The organism is Actinoplanes sp. CA-030573 (assembly GCF_050951115.1).
Classification (GTDB): domain Bacteria; phylum Actinomycetota; class Actinomycetes; order Mycobacteriales; family Micromonosporaceae; genus Actinoplanes.
Genome location: NZ_CP192038.1, coordinates 6,706,357 through 6,722,931, shown reverse-complemented (window position 1 = coordinate 6,722,931; position 16,575 = coordinate 6,706,357). Strand labels below are relative to the sequence as shown.

The window sequence follows — 16,575 nt, the reverse complement described above, 5'->3', positions numbered from 1 at the left end:
GAGCCTCAAGGGGGAGACTCATGACCGAGCGCTATGTCGTCGCCATCGACCAGGGCACCACCTCGACCCGGTGCATCGTCTTCGACCGTCGCGGGCGGCTGGTCTCCCTGGCCCAGCAGGAGCACCGGCAGTACTACCCCAAACCGGGATGGGTCGAGCACGACGCCGCCGAGATCTGGCGCAACGTCGAGCGGCTCGCTCCCGAGGCGCTGCGCCGGGCCGGCATCACCGAGGAGCAGGTGGCCGCCGTCGGCATCGCCAACCAGCGGGAGACCACGCTGCTCTGGGACCGCGACACCGGCACGCCGATCGGCCACGCCATCGTCTGGCAGGACACCCGCACCGACGCGCTGGTCCAGGAGCTCTCCCACACCGTGGGCGCCGAGCGGGTCGAGCACGACTCGGCGCTGCCGATGGCGACGTACTTCTCCGGCCCGCGGATGCGCTGGCTGCTCGACCACCACCCCGAGGTGCGCGAGCGGGCCGAGCGCGGCGAGGTCCTCTTCGGCACGATGGAGACCTGGCTGATCTGGAAGCTCACCGGCGGCCTGCACGTCACCGACGTCACCAACGCGAGCCGCACCATGCTCCTCGACGTGCACACGCTCGACTGGTCGCCGGCGGCGCTGGCGTTCTTCGGCGTGCCGCGCGCGATGCTGCCGGAGGTGCGGCCGTCGATCGGCGTGTTCGGCACGGCGGTGGCGGCCTTTCCGGGGGTACGCATCGGGGCCGCGCTCGGTGATCAGCAGGCGGCCCTTTTCGGTCAGACCTGCTTCACGCCGGGTGAGGCCAAATGCACGTACGGGACCGGCAGCTTCTTGCTCCTGAACACCGGCGATGAGCTCGTCCGTTCCACGCACGGGCTGCTCAGCACGGTCGCCTACCAGATCGCCGGCGGCCGGGCGGCGTACGCGCTGGAGGGCTCGATCGCGATCACCGGCTCGCTGGTGCAGTGGTTCCGCGACCAGCTGGAGCTGATCACCACCGCCCCCGAGATCGAGACCCTGGCCCGCACCGTCGCCGACAACGGCGGCTGCTACATCGTGCCCGCGTTCTCCGGCCTCTACGCACCGTACTGGCGCAGCGAGGCCCGGGGCGTGATCGTCGGACTCACCTCGTACATCACCAAGGGCCACCTGGCCCGCGCCGTCCTGGAGGCCACCGCCTGGCAGACGCTCGAGGTGGTCGAGGCGATGAACGCCGACTCGGGCCTGGACCTGACCACGCTGCGGGTGGACGGCGGCATGACCGCCGACAACCTGCTGATGCAGTTCCTGGCCGACGTCCTGGACGTGCCGGTGGTCCGCCCGCTGGCCGCCGAGACGGTGTCCCTGGGCGCGGCGTACGCGGCCGGCCTGGCCGTCGGCTACTGGCCCGACCTCGAGGGCCTGCGCCAGAACTGGCACCGCGCGGCGCAGTGGCTGCCGAGCATGGACCCGGAGAAGCGCAAGTCCGAGTACGGCAACTGGCAGCGGGCGGTCGAGCGGACCTTCGACTGGACCCGCCCGTCCTGACTTCTACGTCGCGACCGGGGCCGCCTCGGGCTCCGCGGCCGGGGCCGCCGTGCGCCGCCGCCGCCGGACCAGCAGGACGGAGAGCGCCGCGCAGCCCATGACGGCGATCGGCAGCCACAGCGTGACCCGCATGGCGCCGACGAAGCCTTCGTGGAAGACCAGGGTGAAGAACGCGTTCAGCGCGGCCTTGGCCTGCTCGGGGAGGCCCGGCGGCAGGGCGGTGCCGATCTGGCCGCCGGCGATGTCCTGACTGCCCGACGAGACGTTGCTCAGCGCGTCGAGCACCTGCGGCCGGTACTGCGGCGGCAGCTGGCTCGCGTTGGCCACCGCCGCGTCCTTGAGGTGGGTGGAGAGCTGCGCCTGCAGCAGGGCGCCGACCGCGGCGGCGCCGATCACGCCGCCGAGCTGGCGGGTCGTGTTGATCATGCCGGAGGCGGCGCCGGCCATCCGGGGCTCGACGTTGCGCATCGCGATCGTCTGCAGCGGCGCGAACGTCAGGCCCAGCCCGACGCCGGCCACGATCAGGCCCGGCAGCAGGTGCAGGCGGCTGGAGCCGACGTGCGACGACGCGATGAGGATGCCCATGCCGGTGGAGAACAGCGACAGCCCGGCGAACAGGATCCACTTGCCGCCGAGCCGGTCGGCGGCCCGGCCGGCCACCGGTGCGATGAACATCGAGATCAGCGACATCGGCGCCGTGGTCAGCCCGGCCTGCAGCGCCGACAGGCCGAGCACCGACTGCAGGTAGATGGTCAGCGGCAGGAACAGCCCGAGCATGCCGAACGCGATCGAGCCCGCGACGAAGTTCATCACCGAGAAGTTGCGGTCCCGGAAGATCTCGAACGGCACGAGCGGCTCGTTGCGCTGCTGCGTCCACTGATGCACGGCGAACAGGCCGAGCACCACCACGCCCGCGACGATGATCTCCACGATGGTGATCGGCCCCCAGACCGCGCCCCAGTCGTGCGACTGCCCCTCGATCAGCCCGAACGTCACCAGGAAGAGCCCGACGGTGACCAGGGCGGTGCCGACCCAGTCCAGCCGGTGCTTGCGCTGCGGCCGCAGGTTGGGCATGACGATCGCGGCCAGCACCATGGTCAGCACCCCGACCGGCACGTTCACGAAGAAGATCCACCGCCACCCGAAGTCGGTGACCAGCCACCCGCCGAGCACCGGCCCGGCCAGCGTGGCCACACCGGCGACCGCGCCCCAGATGCCGAACGCCGCGCCCCGCTTGTCCGGCGGGAAGATCACCGTCAGCACCGACAGCGTCTGCGGCGTCAGCAGCGCCCCGCCGACCCCCTGCACCACCCGGAAGATGATGAGCTGCTCCGGGTTCTGCGCGAACCCGCACGCGGCCGACGCCGCCGTGAAGATCACCAGACCCACGAGGAAGAGCTGCTTGGGCCCGTACAGGTCACCGAGCCGCCCGGCCGTGATGAGCAGGACCGCGTACGTCAAGATGTACGCATTGATGATCCACAGCACATCCGACAACGACGCGTCGAGGTGCTCGCTCATCTGCGGGATCGCGATGTTGACGATCGTCGTGTCGAGCAAGATCATGAAGAACCCGAGGCAGAGCGCGACCAGCACGAGCCAGGGGCTGTACCGCCGCTCCGCGGCGACGTTCGGTGATGTCATGTCGGCAGCTCTTCCCTGAGATCCTCGGCCCATCGTCAACCTCCCGGCCGTACCAGACAAGCGCACTGGAGTCGGACATGAACCCTCGCTTCGCGACCAAGCAGCTCGCCGCGCCGGTCGATGCCGTCGCCCCGGACGGTTCGCAGGTGCGGATCCTGGTGGGGCTGGAGGCCGGTGGTCTCGCGCATTTCTCGCTGGGACCGGGCGCCACCTCGGTGCCGGTACGGCACCGCACGGTCTCCGAGATCTGGTACTTCGTCTCCGGCGCCGGCCAGATGTGGCGCCGGCAGGGCGATCAGGAGGCGGTGGACGACGTCCGGGCCGGCACGTCGGTCACCATTCCGGTCGGCACCGCGTTCCAGTTCCGGTCGACCTCCGGCGAGGCGCTGACCGCCGTCGGGGTGACGATGCCGCCGTGGCCCGGTGTGGGGGAGGCCGAGATTCTCGCGGAAGGTGCGTGGACGCCGACGGTGGAAGCCGGGCCGGCCTGAGCCCGGCCGAGGAAGGTCAGGCGGGGCGCGGCCGCAGCAGGGTGATGCGGTTGCCGCCGAGCTCGGTCACGTACAGGTTGCCGTTCGCGGTGTCCTCGGTCAGGTCCAACGGCTGGCTGAAACCGGTGAACCCGGTGATGCCCGTCGAGCGGTTGGCGAGCTTCCCGTCGGCGGCCACGTCGAAGGTCTCGATGTCCTGGCCGTCGGAGTAGCGGACGATCAGCAGCTTGCCGTCCAGCGCACCGCCGCGGTACTCGATCACGCCGTCGGCCGAGGCGTGCAGGCCGGCGTCGTAGATGCCGGCCAGGTCGAGGTTGGCGTCGGGCAGCGTGCCGGCCGGGTAGGCGTTCACCTGGAACGGGTCGGTGCCGGCCGTCGGGTTGCCGCCGGCCAGCACGAACTCGCAGCGCGTCGGGTTCGGGTGACCGTAGTAGCGGCCCCGCTTCACGTCGAAGACGTAGTCGGTCTCGGCCTGGCCGTTGTTCGTGATCGCGGGGACGACCGGGCCGGTGTAGCTGGGGCAGCTCGCGCTGGAGGCGGGCGTGTTGCCGCCGGCGGCCGAGCCGTTGGTCGGCGTGTAGAGATGCCCGTTGCGGTGCCAGACCAGGTCGTAGGCATTGCGCACCCCCGTCGCGTAGAGGGTGAGCGGCGCATTCGTGCCCGCCGGGTTGTAGGTGCCGCCGTCCTCGGTCTTCGCGTCCAGCGGCAGCGTGGCCGGCAGCTTCGTCAGGTCGAGGCGCAGGACGGCCGCGTTGAGCTTGTGCTCGGGCCGGTTGCCCCACGCCGAGTCGGGCGCGCCCATCGCGTTGTTCGCGCCCTGGGTGAAGTAGAGCGCGCCGTCGGGGCCGAAGGCGATCGAGTTGGTCTCGTGGTCCTTCACCGAGCGCGGCAGGTTGGTGACCACCTCGGTGTAGGTGCCGAGGTTGGCGCCGGTCAGCTTGGCGATCTTGCTGGACCAGTCGGGCACGTCGTAGGCGCCGACGAACTCGTAGTTGTCGCTCACCCACAGGACCGGTGCGGCCGCGGTCGACGCGGGGTCGAAGGCGAGACCGATGACGGTGCGGTTGGGCGCGCCGGGCAGGCCGGCGGACGTCGCATGATTCCGGACGGTGTCGATCACCGTCGCCGTGCCGAGCGTTCCGTCGGCGTTGATCGGATAGCGATAGATGTGACCGTCGAGGGTGGCGGCATAGAGCCGGCCGTCGGGGCCTTTCACCACGCTCGTGTACGCGGCGGCGACCGCACCGCTGGCCACCTTGTCGAACGCCACCGGGCCGCCGCCTCCGGTCGTCGCGCCGGTGGTGAAGACCATCGAGTAGGGCGCGAACGCGTTGCCGGCCACGTCCTTGACGGCCGGCGTGATCTCCAGCCGGTAGAGGGTCTGCGCGGCCAGCGGCGCCCGCGGCGAGGCGTTGATGACGTCCCCGCCGCCGCTGGTGATCGCGTTGATGTCCACGGCGGCGCCGTCCGACACCCGGGTGAGCCGCACCGACGACGAGGTCAGCGTGGACGGGTCGACGCCGCCCGCGAACAGGCGCAGGTCGGCCACGACGCTGGCGGTCGGGTCGACGCCGGTCGCCAGGTTGGCCGGGGTGGTGGTGCGGACGGCCGGGGTGGCGGCCGGCGCCGGGACACTCGCCACGTCCACGTAGTCGAACTTGGAGTTGGTGCCGGCCTGCGGGCTCAGCGTCAGCTTCCCGTCGGCGACCGTGACTGTACGGGTCGCGGTGGCGAACTTGCTCGTGGCGCTCGGGACGAAGGCGGCGACGCCGTTCTGGTCCTCGATGTTCAGGTAGTGCACGCTGTTGACCGCCGTGCCCGCGTCGCCGACGACCGCCGTGACCGTGTAGAGGCCGTTCGGGACCGCCAGCTCCCAGCGGCCCGGGGTCAGCACGCCGGCCGAGCCCGCGGGCAGTTGCGTGTGGATGAACGTGGCCAGGCGTACGTCCGCGTTGGCCGCCGTGCCCCGGTTGCGGCCGTTGCCGACCAGGCTGAGCGGGGTGCCCTCGTCGAGGTTCGTCCACCCGTAGGTCTGCCCTTTCCCGCGGGCGCCGTAGGGCTGGCCGTAATCGGTCAGGTAGCCGGCCGGGGGAGCGGTCGCCTGGTCCGCGAAGTTGACCTTGACGCTCAGGGCCGTCGGGGTCGCGGACGCTGATCCGGACAAAGCGGACTCGTTGCCGGAGGTGTCGATCGCGGTGACGGCGTACGTGTGCGCCGTCCCGTTGGCGACGGTGGTGTCGGTGAACGCCGGGGCGGTCGTCAGGGCTAGCCTCGCGCCGTCCCGGTAGACGCGGTAGACGAGCTGGTCGGCGGCGGTGCCGGCGGTCCAGGCGAGCGCGACCTGGTGGTCGCCCGCGGCGGCGGTCGTCCCGGTGGGTGCGGGTGGTGCGCTGGAGTCGTACGAGATCTTGGTGATCTGGATGTAGTTGACCTTGGTGTTGGTGCCCCCGATGGCGTCGGCCGTGAGCAGCCCGTCGGCGACCGGGACGGTGACCGTGCCGGAGGTGAACTCGGCGGCCGTGGTGCCCTTGAAGTGATCGATCGCCGTGACACCCTCGACCCGCACGACGTGGGTGCTGTCATAGGGCGCCTGATCGCCGGCCGAGACCGTGACCGTGTACGTGCCCGGCGGCACCGCGTATTGCCAGGCGCCCGCGGTCGCGACGCCGTTGGTGCCGCCGGTATCGCCGTACTGGAGGTGGATGAGCGTGTTCCGCAGCGGGTCGACGCCCGCACGCGCCCGGTCGCGCGTGTTCCGCGTCAGATCGAGCGTCGCGCCGTTGTCCTGCCGCACCCAGCCCGAGCCGCGCGCCGCCGTGTAGGCCGCGCCGGTGTCCGCCGTCCACCCCGCCGGAACCGCCGACGAGGCCGGCTGGAAGTTGACGCTCGCCACCGGCGTCGAGGTGGCCGCCGCTGCCGCTGCGCTTGCCGCTCCCGCCGCTCCCGCTGCGCTTGCCGCTCCCGCCGCGGATGCCGGCGCGCTTGCCGCGGATGCTGCCGCCCCGCTCGCCGTGATGGTCATCGCCGCCGTGATCAGAACCGTTCCCAGCCTCGACCGCATCTGAGCCCCCTCGATCCCTGAGGCTCAGTCTCGCCGCCGGTCGTACACGATCCACAGTGGCCGAACGGTCAGGCGGACCGCTCCGTCAGCAGGATGACCGGAAGCTCGCGGTCCGTTTTCTTGGCATATCCCGCAAACCGCGGCGCCGCCTCGACCATCCGCCGCCACCCGTCGGCCCGCTCGTCCCCGTGCAACTGCCGCGCGGTGACCGGCACCGTCCGCCCGCCCACGGTGATCGTCACATCGGGCTGGGCCGCGAGGTTGTAGTACCAGGCCGGATTCGAGATCGACCCGTTGGCCGACGCCACGACGATCCACCCGCCGTCCGCCCCCGCCACCCACCGCAACGCCGACTCCCGCGTGGCGCCCGTCTTACGCCCCACCGTGGTGAGCACGAGCATCGGCCCGTCGCTCTTGCGCTTGACCCGCCCGATGGCCATCTTGTTGGCCCAGGCGTAGAGCTTGCCACCGGGCGCCCGGCTGCCGCGGGTCCCCTTACGAGTATCAAAGGTCACGGGGGTGATTGTGCTCGCCGGGCACGGTGTCCGCTGCCCCGACCGGACCGCGCGGTTCGGTTGCCGCTTAGCGCTCGCCCCGCAGGTGCCGCGTCTCTCCATGTCGCGTCGCGCTTTGTGGCGCCGCGCTTTGTGGCCCCGCGCTTTTGCGGCGGCGCATTTGTAGCGGCGCCCCTGCGTTGCGTCGCGCCCTGTCGCGGTTGCTTTGTGACGTTCGCGTTGCTCGAGGCGCGTCGCCAAGCCTCAGTTCGCACTGTCCGCGCCGTGGCAGTCGCCGTTGTTCCCGTTGTCCGCGCGTCGCCCAGCGTCGTGCCGCCGGGCCGGCGATGCCCAGCGCAGTGAAGCGCCGGGCAAACCGCCGATTCCCCATCCCGTGCCGACGCCCCTCGTGAGCCGCCGGCAACCGCCCACCGTCAGATCTTGTAGAGATTGTGCGCCCAGGACGCACGAACTCTTCATCGCCCACGATTCGAGCGACCCAACCCCTGTCGGTTCCGCGTGTTGACCGCAGCCCGCAGTGGACAACGCGCAGAAAGTGTCAGACCCGTCCGCTTCACTCGGCCCACCCAGTGAACGGGGCGGGGGAGGCGGTGGGTCAGGGGCGGTGGGTCAGGGGCGGTGGGTCAGGGGCGGCGGATCAGGGGCGGCGGATCAGGCAGCACGACGCCCCGAGCGCCGACGAGCGGCCCTCAACCGAAACCCTTCCGGGAACCGAGAAGTCTCATGGTTGCCGCCACCCGACCGATTCTCGCGACCATGGCACACAACCTCCGCCGGTCCACCACCCTCGCGGTCGCCGTCGCGGCGGCCGTCACCGCCGGTGGCGCGTCCCCCGTTCTCGCTTCCCCGAGCGTCGCCGCGCCAGCCGCGCCGGCCTCGTCGGCCTCGTCGGCCGCAACGGCCGCAACGGCCGCAACGGCGGCAACGGCCGCTCCGCCGTCCGTGACGGCCGCCAGCGTGGCCGGCCTCAACGCCCCCGATCCGGCCAAGGAGGTCGCGGTCTCGGCGTCGGCCCAGTCGGTGCTGGCCGGCCACGGTGTCCAGGTCGACGGCACCAGCCCGGCGGCGACGATCATGGCGACCGGCGCCGACCCGTTCCGGCCGCAGCAGTGGGGGCTGGACGCGATCAAGGCGCCCGCCGCGAACACGGCCACCACCGGCGCGGGAGTGACCGTCGGCGTCATCGACACCGGCGTCGCCAAGGTCACCGACCTGGCCGGGAAGGTGCTGGCCGGCGCCGACTTCATCGCCGGGAGCGGGGACGGGACGAATGATCTGAACGGGCACGGCACCGGCATCGCGTCGATCATCGCGGCGACGGCCGGCAACGCGTACGGGATGGCCGGTGTCGCCCCGGGTGTGAAGATCCTGCCGGTTCGGGTCTGCGACGCCGCCGGGTCCTGCCCGGTCGACGCCATGGCCGCCGGCATCATGTGGGCGGTCGACCACGGCGCCCAGGTGCTCAACATCTCGCTCGGCGGCAGCGGCACCCCGGCGCTCAGTGACGCCATCGCCTACGCCGAGTCGAAGCAGGTCGTGGTCGCGGCCGCGGCCGGCAACTCGGCCGAGCAGGGCAATCCGGTCATGTATCCGGCCGCCTACGACACGGTGCTGTGCGTCGCGGCGACCGACTCCGCGAACACCAAGGCGACCTTCAGCGAGTACGGGGAGCAGGTCGACATCGCCGCTCCGGGCGTGGGCGTGATCCAGGCCGCCCCGGGCGAGCGCTGGATGCTGGCGTCCGGCACCTCGGAGGCGTCGCCCCACGTCGCCGCCGTCGCGGCCCTGGTCAAGGCGTACCAGCCGGAGGCGTACGCGGCCGGGGTCCGTGGCCTGATCACCGCCAAGGCCCAGGACCTGGGCGACCCGGGCCGGGACGACATGTTCGGCGCCGGCCTGGTCGACGCGGCCGCCACCCTCACGTACGCGGGAGCCGGTCTGACCACCCCCGCACCCACCGTGACCCCGACGCCCGCCGCCGCGACCAAGGCGCCCACCGTCACCGCCGTCTCCCCGGCCGTCGGGTCGACCGACGGCGGCGCGTCGGTGAGCATCAGCGGCACCGGCTTCACCAGCCTCGACCCGGCCGACCCGAACGCCGTGCTGTTCGGCGACACCCCGGCCACCTCGTTCGTCGTCGAGTCGGCCAGCAAGATCACCGCCTTCGCCCCGGCCGGCACCGGCCAGGTTCTGGTCAAGGCGGTCAACGCGATCGGCACCAGCACCGGCACCGCGAAGTTCACCTACCGCGCGCCGCTGAGCGCCGAGTTCGACGACGGCGTCCCGGCCAAGGTCGCCGGCGGCACGACCATCACCGTCACCGTCTCCGGCGGCACCGTCGGCGCCTCGGCGAAGGACTTCGCGGCCGAGAAGATCACCGCCCGGCTCGGCGCCAACGTCGCGCCGCTGGCCTGGATCGACGAGACCCACCTGAAGGTCACCGCGCCGGCCACCACCAACGCCAACTCGGTGCACCTGCAGCTCTTCCACGACGGCGTGCCCGGCCCGGTCTCGACCTCGGCCGTCAACTACACGGCGGCGGTGACCGCGGTGAGCCCGAACAAGGTCAGCGGCGCCGGCGGCACCACGGTCGTCATCACCGGCGCCGGTTTCGCCGGCGTCGACCCGGGCGACCCGTCCGCGGTCACCTTCGGTGGCGTCAACGCGACCAGCTTCACGGTCAACTCGGCCACGAAGATCACCGCGGTCACTCCGCCCGGCGAGAACGGCCCGGCCGCGGTCGCGGTGCGCACGTCCGGCGGCCTCAGCGGCGACGCCCCGAACGCGAAGGTCACCTACCGGGCGGCGCTCGGCCTGGTGCTGCCGGAGGGTGCGGCGGCGAAGGCCAACGGCGGCACGGTCCTCACCCTCGAGGTGACGGGCGGGACGGTCGGCGCCGACGCCAAGGCGTTCGCGGCCGAGAACGTGGTGGCGATGGCCGGCAAGGTGCGCCTGGTGACGGCCTGGGGCGGGGACGAGACCCACGTCAAGATCACGATCCCGGCCGGTACGACCGACGCGGCCACGGTGAGCCTGGTGCACGACACGTTCGCGGGCGAGCCGGTCAGCATCCCGTACGTGCCGGTGATCACCAGCATGTCGGCGTCGAGCGACGTCGTGGCCGGCGGCAAGAAGGTCACCATCAAGATCGTCGGCGGCGAGCTCTCCGGCGCGACCGAGTTCCGCTTCGGCGACAACCCGGCGACCTGCGTGAAGCAGGGCACCGGCGCGGCCACGGCGTACAGCTGCACCGTGCCGGCCGCCTCGGCCGAGGGACCGACCTGGGTGTCGTTCACCGCCAGCACGGGCGCGCGTTCCCGCTTCACCGCCGCGTCGGCGTTCGCCTACTCCGACCTCGGCTGACCCGTCCCGAGCTCTGACCGGGTACGAAGCTGCCCGTCGTCCCTCGCGGACGGCGGGCATTTTCGTGTCCGGCCTTTCCGGCCGGACCGTCACCGAGGATGATCCGTTGATGCGGAACGACGTGAGCGGCGCCCGGCGCGCCGTGTGGATCGGCGCCGGCTACGCCGCACAGGGCTTCGGCTACGCGGCCGTGGTCACCGCGCTTCCCGCGTTCAAGTCCCGCCAGCACATCGGCGACGCCTTCGTCTCGGTCATCCTGCTGCTGGTCTGCGTCGCGGCGGCGGGCGGCTCGGTCCTGGCCGACCGGGCCGCCGCCCGCTGGGGCAGCCGGTACGCGCTCGGCGGCGGCCTGCTCGCGGTCTCGGCCGGGCTCGCCCTGACCACCTTCCCCACGCCCACCGCGCTCTTCACGATCATTCTCATCGCGTACGGGATCGGGCTCGGCGCGGTCGACGCCAGCCTCAGCATGCAGGGCGTCCTGGTCCAGGCCCGGCTGGGCCGCAGCGTGATGAGCCGCCTCTTCGCCGCCTACACCGCCGCCGCCATCACCGCCGCCCTGCTGATGTCCGGCTTCGCCGCCTCCGGCGGTGGCGCCGCGCTCGCGGTGGGCGCCGCCGCCCTGATCGCCGCCGCGGTGGTCCTGCTCGGCTTCTCCTCGTTCGAGCCGGCCCGCACGGTGATGCCCGAGTTGACCGGCGGCAAGCGCCACGGCGGCACCCGCCACGTCGTCTGGATCTGCGGCGCCTTCATCTTCACCGCGTTCCTGGCCGACTCCGCGGTCAGCACGTGGAGCTCGGTCTACCTCGACGACACCCTGCTCGCCACGGCGGCCGTCGTCCCGCTCGGCTACGCCGCCTACCAGGCCGCCGTCCTGCTCTCCCGGCTGGCCGGCGACCACGTGGTGCCGCGCGTCGGCCGAGCCACGGCGGCGGTCGGCTGCCTGCTGGTCTGCGCGCTCGGCTGCGGCCTGGTGGTGGCCGTCCCGTCGATCCCGGTGGCGATCGCCGGTTTCGCCCTGACCGGCATCGGCGTCGGCGTCCTGGTCCCGCTGGCGTTCAGCGCGGCCGGCGAGGCGTCGCCCGGCCACAGCGACGAGGTGATCGCCCGGGTGAACCTCTTCAACTACGGCGGCGCGCTGGTCGGCGCCGTCCTGCTGGGCGCGCTCTCCGACCCGATCGGGCTGCGTACGGCGTTCGTGATCCCGGTGCTCGGCCTGCTGGCGACGATCCCGGTGGTGCGCTCGCTGCGCCGGCTGAGCGGCACGACCCCGGCCGTCCTCGAGCCCCCGGCGACCGCGCCGCGCTGACTCAAGCGGGCGCTGCGGCCGGGCCGAACAGCCGCGACAACCCCGTCAGCAGATAGCGACCGGGTCGAGGATCCTGGCCGACGGCGGCCTTGATGGCCAGGAGGAGGTCCGGGACTCGCTGGGTCTCGTCGATCACCAGAAGGTCGGGAGTCTCGACGAAGCCGACAGGATCGGTCTGCGCGGCGGCGCGGTCCTGTCGTAGCCGGCGATCCGGAAGACGCCGCCGGCATGGGCGCCACCATCATCGCGCCGCGCTCGTCGACCACGTCGAAGCCGGGGGCCGGCGGGTGGTCGGCCGGCCGCGGGGGAAGGGTGAGACCGACGGCCTGGACCTCGCTCGATGCGCGCGCCCGGTGAAGTCGACCCGGCGCTCGCGGAACCCGAAATGCCAGCCGGGCAGCTTGACGCCATGCCCGAGGAACGGATCGGCCGCACCGCGAAGAGCGAGCAGCTCCAGCGTCCGGGCGTGCATCCCAAAGGGTTCGCGGGTGCGTACTTGTCGCCACCTGACCAGCCAGGTGACGATCGGCGCCATGGTGACGACCGCACCGTACCGGCTGATCGCCGACGGGCTCCGCGACCAGATCCTCGACGGGCGGCTGGCCGCCGGGGCCAAGCTGCCGTCGGAGCACGAGCTCGCCGCCCGCCACCAGGTCGCCCGGGCCACCGTCCAGTCGGCGCTGCGCCGCCTCCAGCACGACGGGCTGATCACCTCGCGCAAGGGCGCCGGGCATTTCGTGGCCGGCGCCGCGGTCGCCGGCCCGGGCCGCTGCCCGGCCCGGCTCGAGCTCGACCCGTCCCAGCTGGCCTGGCTCGACCGCCGGCCGTGGCCGGGTCATGAGCCGGCCACGGCGGTGCGCTGCGAGCTCGAGCACACGCACGCCGGCGCCCACGCGGCCCTCGGCCGGCGCACGGTGGCGACCGGGTGGTGGATCCGGTGGACGCTGCGCGCCTCCGAGATCAACGGGTACCCGTCCTGCCCGCACGAGCGGGCCTGCCGGCTCTACGAGGGGCACCCCGGCCGCCATGCGCTCGGCGTCCGGTACGCCTGACGTCCCCCGCGCGAGCTACCGGCAAGTGTCCACCGCACGGTGACGATTCGACCGGCGTTGATCCCTAGCGTTCCGGATGTCCGCGGCACCGGGTCGCGGCACCGGGAACGGGAGTCGTCATGCGACTGGTGAAGCAGCTGGTGGTCGTCGGAGTCGTCGCTTTCCTCGGGAGCCTCGCCGTCGGCGCGGCGGGCTGGAATCCGGCGGGCACGCTCATCCTCGGCCTGGCCACGGCGGTCGCGGCGCTCTTCGCGTACGGCTGGATCGTGCGCCGGACCGAGCGACGCGCCCCGGCCGAGATCGCCCTCCCGGGCGCCGCGAGCGCCCTCGGCCGCGGCACCCTGCTCGGCATCGGGTTGTTCGCCGCCGTGATCGCCAACATCGCGCTGCTCGGCGGCTACTCGGCCGGCGCCGGATCGGCCGGGGGAGCGATCGCGCTGATCGGCTTCATGGCCGCGGCCGCCACCACCGAGGAGCTGATCTTCCGCGGGGTGCTGTTCCGGATCGTCGAGGAGCGCCTCGGCACCTGGCTCGCGCTCGGCCTCACCGGCCTGCTCTTCGGCCTGTCCCACCTGCTCAACCCGCACGCGAGCCTCTGGGGCGCGATCGCTATCGCGATCGAGGCCGGGGGCATGCTGGCCGCCGCGTACGCCGCGACCCGCACCCTGTGGCTGCCGATCGGCCTGCATTTCGGCTGGAACCTCGCCGAGGGCGCGATCTTCGGCACCGAGGTCTCCGGCAGCGACTCGCCGGACGGACTTCTGCACGGGACCACGTCCGGCTCCACGGCGCTGACCGGCGGCGAGTTCGGGCCCGAGGCGAGCGTCTACTCGGTGCTGGCCGGCCTGCTGGTGACGGCCGCGTTCATGTGGCTGGCCCGCCGCCGCGGCCACATCGTGCCGCGCCGCCGCCGGGCGACTCCGGCCGCTACGCTCGCCCGGTGATCGCGGCGATCGGACGGCGCCTCCCGGGCCTGTGGCGCACGCTCGACGTCACGGTCCGGGACGGCGCCTTCGCCGTGGCGCTGGCCGTCGCGTCGTTCGTCCCGGCCTGGCGCGGGCACGGCACCGAGGTCGGCGACCTGACCAACCGGCCGTTCGACGCGCTCGCGTACCTGGTGATCGCCCTGGAATGCCTGCCGCTCGCGCTGCGCCGCCGGTGGCCCGCCCTCTGCCTCGCGCTGGTCTACCTGGGGTTCGCCCTCGACCAGATCCGCGGCTATCACACGGTGGCCGGAACGGCGCTGCCGATCGCGCTGCTCAGCGTGGCGGCGCACCAGCCCCGGCGCCGCTTCCTGGTGGCGGGGGCGTTCTCGATCGCGTACGTGCCGCTCGCGGTCGCCCTGGATCGGCGGGGCTCGACCGAGGGTCCCGCCGGGTTCGTCTCGTTCTACCTGGTGCTGGGGGTGGCCTGGGGGCTGGGCGAATGGCTGCGGCTCTCGCGCGCGGCCGAGGACGAACGCCGCCGGCACGTCGCCGAGGCGACCAGGACGGCGGAGCGTACGCGGATCGCCCGCGAGCTGCACGACGTGGTGACCCACCACGTGACCGCGATGGTCGTGCAGGCCGAGGCGGCGCGCTACCTGACGGCCGCGCCGGAGAAGCTCGACGCGACGCTCACCGCGGTCACCGACACCGGCCGGCACGCGATCAGCGACCTGCGGCACCTGCTCGACCTGCTCGATCCCGGCCACGGTACGCCGGGGTCGCGCACGCCGGCTCTGGGTGACCTCTCGGCTCTCGTGGAGCAGACGCGGCGGGCGGGGCAGCCGGTCTCCCTCGAGGTCGTCGGGGAGGGTCGTTCTTTCCCCGGCGGAAGTGCCGAGGTAGCCGCCTACCGAGTGGTGCAGGAGGCGCTGACAAATGCCCTTAAATACGCACATGGGAGCGCGACGAGCGTGCATGTCCGGCATGGCGACGGCGAGGTGACGGTGTCGGTCACCACTCTAGGTGGGGCGGCGGCCCTCGGTGGGGCGGCGGCCGGGATCGGCGGCAGCGGCCGGGGGCTGGCCGGCCTGCGCGAGCGGGTCGGCGTGCTCGGCGGCGAGTTCAGTGCCGGCTGGGATGCCGGTCGCGGCTTCGTGGTGCGGGCCCGGATCCCGGCCGGTGGCGGCGGCGCATGACCATCCGCGTGCTGGTCTGCGACGACCAGGCCCTGATCCGCACCGGCTTCACCACGATCATCGGCGCCCAGCCCGACATGGAGGTGGTCGCCGAGTGCGGCGACGGCCGGTCGGCGGTCGACCTCGCCGCCCGCACGCACCCGGACGTCGTGGTGATGGACGTCCGGATGCCGGTGCTCGACGGGATCGAGGCCACCCGCCTGCTGGCCGGCGCCGGGGTGGCGGACCCGGTCAAGGTGCTGGTCGTGACGACCTTCAACCTCGACGAGTACGTCTACGAGGCCCTGCGCGCCGGGGCCAGCGGCTTCCTGCTCAAGGACGCCCCGCCGGCCCAGCTGCTGTCCGGCATCCGCACGGTGGCGACCGGCGCGGCGCTGCTCGACCCCGAGGTGACCCGGCAGCTGGTCGGCCGGTACGCGGCCCGGATCCGGCCCGCCGACGGCACGCCCGGGTACAGCCCGCTCACCCCGCGCGAGCGCGAGGTGCTGCGCCTGATCGCCGAGGGGCTCTCCAACGGCGAGATCGCGGCGGCGCTGGTCATCAGCCACGAGACGGTCAAGACGTACGTCTCCCGGATCCTGACCAAGCTCGACCTGCGCGACCGCGTCCAGGCCGTCGTCTACGCCTACCGGCACGGCCTGGTGACGTGAGCGTCAGCCCGGCGGCTCGGCCTGGTGACGTGAGTGTCAGCCGGACGGCTCGGCGAACCACCCGGTCGCCGGCCGCGGCGGTGGCGGCGGCTCGACCGCTTCGGCCCGTGGCGGCGGCGGCCAGAGCACCTCGCTGCGCCCGGCGGCGTCGCGGATGAGCCCGCCGTCGACCTCGGCCCGCGCCTCGGCGATCCCGAAGCGGGGCCAGGACAGCACGAACGTCACCGGCCCCTCCGGCGGCAGCGGAGCCACCCAGTAGCCCTGGTCCACGCTCGTGTCCCCGCCCCCGCCGCCCTGCTGCATCAGCACCAGCGGCCGGCTCGCCCACGGATCCCGGTGGTCGAGCGTCGAGGCGCGGCGGCCGTCGGCGTACTCGATCCCGAAGAGCAGGCGCTCCTCCACCGCAACCTGCGACGCCGGGTGCGGGTGGGTGTTGACCAGGTGGAAGAGGCCGCCCGGGTGATCCGGCACCGGCGTGCGCAGCCGCACCGCGAGGGTGAACCGGAACCCACCCGAGAACGCCTCGACCTGGGTGATCCCGACCGCCGCGTCGTCGGTCCGGCCGAGCACCGCGGTCACGCCGACCCCCGCCGGAAGCTCGTTCTCCGGCGGCTGCATGAGCCGCTGCCATTCCTCGATCTGCTCGGGCGTGGGTGGCTCCCCGTCCCGCCGTCCGCTCACCTGCATGGCGTCCCGTCCTCCCGCGGCTCCGGCCGGTCCGGCCGGTTCGGCCGGCCCGGTGAAGGCCTCCATTCTGGGCCTTCGCCGCTGAGCCCGCGCACCCCTTTTCCGCTTCGGACGGCGTGCCGCGAGGCCGGGCCGATGTGGGCAGCCGCGGCGCGGTGAGTGGGAGCGAG

The 16,575-nt window shown here is 72.9% G+C and carries 13 protein-coding genes and 1 pseudogene; 9 read left to right on the top strand and 5 right to left on the bottom strand.

Features of this window, described 5'->3' with window-relative positions:
• Positions 1 to 20: 20 nt before the first annotated feature.
• Positions 21 to 1,514 carry a glycerol kinase GlpK gene (gene glpK / locus ACQP2F_RS31010; RefSeq protein ID WP_433293594.1) on the top strand — a complete coding sequence of 498 codons (1,494 nt, stop codon included), beginning with the start codon at positions 21 to 23 and terminating at the stop codon, positions 1,512 to 1,514.
• A gap of 3 nt (positions 1,515 to 1,517) precedes the next feature.
• Here glpK and ACQP2F_RS31005 read toward each other — a convergent pair whose 3' ends face one another.
• The gene (locus ACQP2F_RS31005; RefSeq protein ID WP_433293592.1) at positions 1,518 to 3,158 is read right to left on the bottom strand and encodes a DHA2 family efflux MFS transporter permease subunit; all 1,641 of its coding nucleotides are present in this window, start codon (positions 3,156 to 3,158) and stop codon (positions 1,518 to 1,520) included.
• 77 nt (positions 3,159 to 3,235) lie between these two features.
• Between ACQP2F_RS31005 and ACQP2F_RS31000 the strand changes: the two genes are divergently transcribed.
• The gene (locus ACQP2F_RS31000) at positions 3,236 to 3,649 is read left to right on the top strand and encodes a cupin domain-containing protein (RefSeq protein WP_433293590.1); all 414 of its coding nucleotides are present in this window, start codon (positions 3,236 to 3,238) and stop codon (positions 3,647 to 3,649) included.
• 16 nt (positions 3,650 to 3,665) lie between these two features.
• Here ACQP2F_RS31000 and ACQP2F_RS30995 read toward each other — a convergent pair whose 3' ends face one another.
• On the bottom strand, positions 3,666 to 6,542 hold the full coding sequence (locus tag ACQP2F_RS30995; RefSeq protein WP_433293588.1) for an Ig-like domain-containing protein: 2,877 nt from the start codon (positions 6,540 to 6,542) through the stop codon (positions 3,666 to 3,668).
• Between ACQP2F_RS30995 and ACQP2F_RS30990 the strand changes: the two genes are divergently transcribed.
• The gene (locus ACQP2F_RS30990; protein ID WP_433293586.1) at positions 6,529 to 6,714 is read left to right on the top strand and encodes a hypothetical protein; all 186 of its coding nucleotides are present in this window, start codon (positions 6,529 to 6,531) and stop codon (positions 6,712 to 6,714) included. The genes ACQP2F_RS30995 and ACQP2F_RS30990 overlap by 14 nt on opposite strands.
• Positions 6,715 to 6,778: 64 nt before the next feature.
• On the opposite strand, the gene ACQP2F_RS30985 is transcribed toward ACQP2F_RS30990, so the two are convergent.
• Positions 6,779 to 7,225 (bottom strand): nitroreductase/quinone reductase family protein, encoded by a 447-nt coding sequence (locus ACQP2F_RS30985; RefSeq protein WP_433293584.1) that lies wholly within the window; start codon positions 7,223 to 7,225, stop codon positions 6,779 to 6,781.
• A gap of 756 nt (positions 7,226 to 7,981) precedes the next feature.
• On the opposite strand from ACQP2F_RS30985, the gene ACQP2F_RS30980 reads away from it, so the two are divergent.
• Together ACQP2F_RS30980 and ACQP2F_RS30975 are read left to right on the top strand one after the other, a co-directional pair.
• Complete coding sequence (locus ACQP2F_RS30980; protein ID WP_433293582.1) at positions 7,982 to 10,588, top strand: S8 family serine peptidase; 2,607 nt, start codon at positions 7,982 to 7,984, stop codon at positions 10,586 to 10,588.
• A gap of 109 nt (positions 10,589 to 10,697) precedes the next feature.
• Positions 10,698 to 11,894: an MFS transporter gene (locus ACQP2F_RS30975; protein ID WP_433293580.1), complete on the top strand. Its 1,197-nt coding sequence runs from the start codon at positions 10,698 to 10,700 to the stop codon at positions 11,892 to 11,894.
• Positions 11,895 to 11,901: 7 nt separating this feature from the next.
• Here the strand turns inward: ACQP2F_RS30975 and ACQP2F_RS30970 are convergent.
• Positions 11,902 to 12,090, bottom strand: a pseudogene (locus tag ACQP2F_RS30970) (hypothetical protein); the annotation flags it as partial.
• A 292-nt stretch (positions 12,091 to 12,382) separates the two neighbouring features.
• Between ACQP2F_RS30970 and ACQP2F_RS30965 the strand changes: the two are divergent.
• From ACQP2F_RS30965 to ACQP2F_RS30950, 4 genes are all read left to right on the top strand, one after another.
• Positions 12,383 to 12,946 (top strand): winged helix-turn-helix domain-containing protein, encoded by a 564-nt coding sequence (locus ACQP2F_RS30965; RefSeq protein ID WP_433293578.1) that lies wholly within the window; start codon positions 12,383 to 12,385, stop codon positions 12,944 to 12,946.
• Between the two features lie 119 nt (positions 12,947 to 13,065).
• On the top strand, positions 13,066 to 13,890 hold the full coding sequence (locus ACQP2F_RS30960; RefSeq protein WP_433293576.1) for a lysostaphin resistance A-like protein: 825 nt from the start codon (positions 13,066 to 13,068) through the stop codon (positions 13,888 to 13,890).
• Complete coding sequence (locus ACQP2F_RS30955) at positions 13,890 to 15,068, top strand: sensor histidine kinase (RefSeq protein ID WP_433307669.1); 1,179 nt, start codon at positions 13,890 to 13,892, stop codon at positions 15,066 to 15,068. The genes ACQP2F_RS30960 and ACQP2F_RS30955 overlap by 1 nt, the downstream gene beginning before the upstream one ends.
• Positions 15,065 to 15,718: a response regulator gene (locus ACQP2F_RS30950; RefSeq protein ID WP_433293574.1), complete on the top strand. Its 654-nt coding sequence runs from the start codon at positions 15,065 to 15,067 to the stop codon at positions 15,716 to 15,718. Before ACQP2F_RS30955 ends, ACQP2F_RS30950 begins: the two co-directional genes overlap by 4 nt.
• A 36-nt stretch (positions 15,719 to 15,754) precedes the next feature.
• On the opposite strand, the gene ACQP2F_RS30945 is transcribed toward ACQP2F_RS30950, so the two are convergent.
• Positions 15,755 to 16,471 (bottom strand): hypothetical protein, encoded by a 717-nt coding sequence (locus ACQP2F_RS30945; RefSeq protein ID WP_433293572.1) that lies wholly within the window; start codon positions 16,469 to 16,471, stop codon positions 15,755 to 15,757.
• Between the last annotated feature and the right edge of the window lie 104 nt (positions 16,472 to 16,575).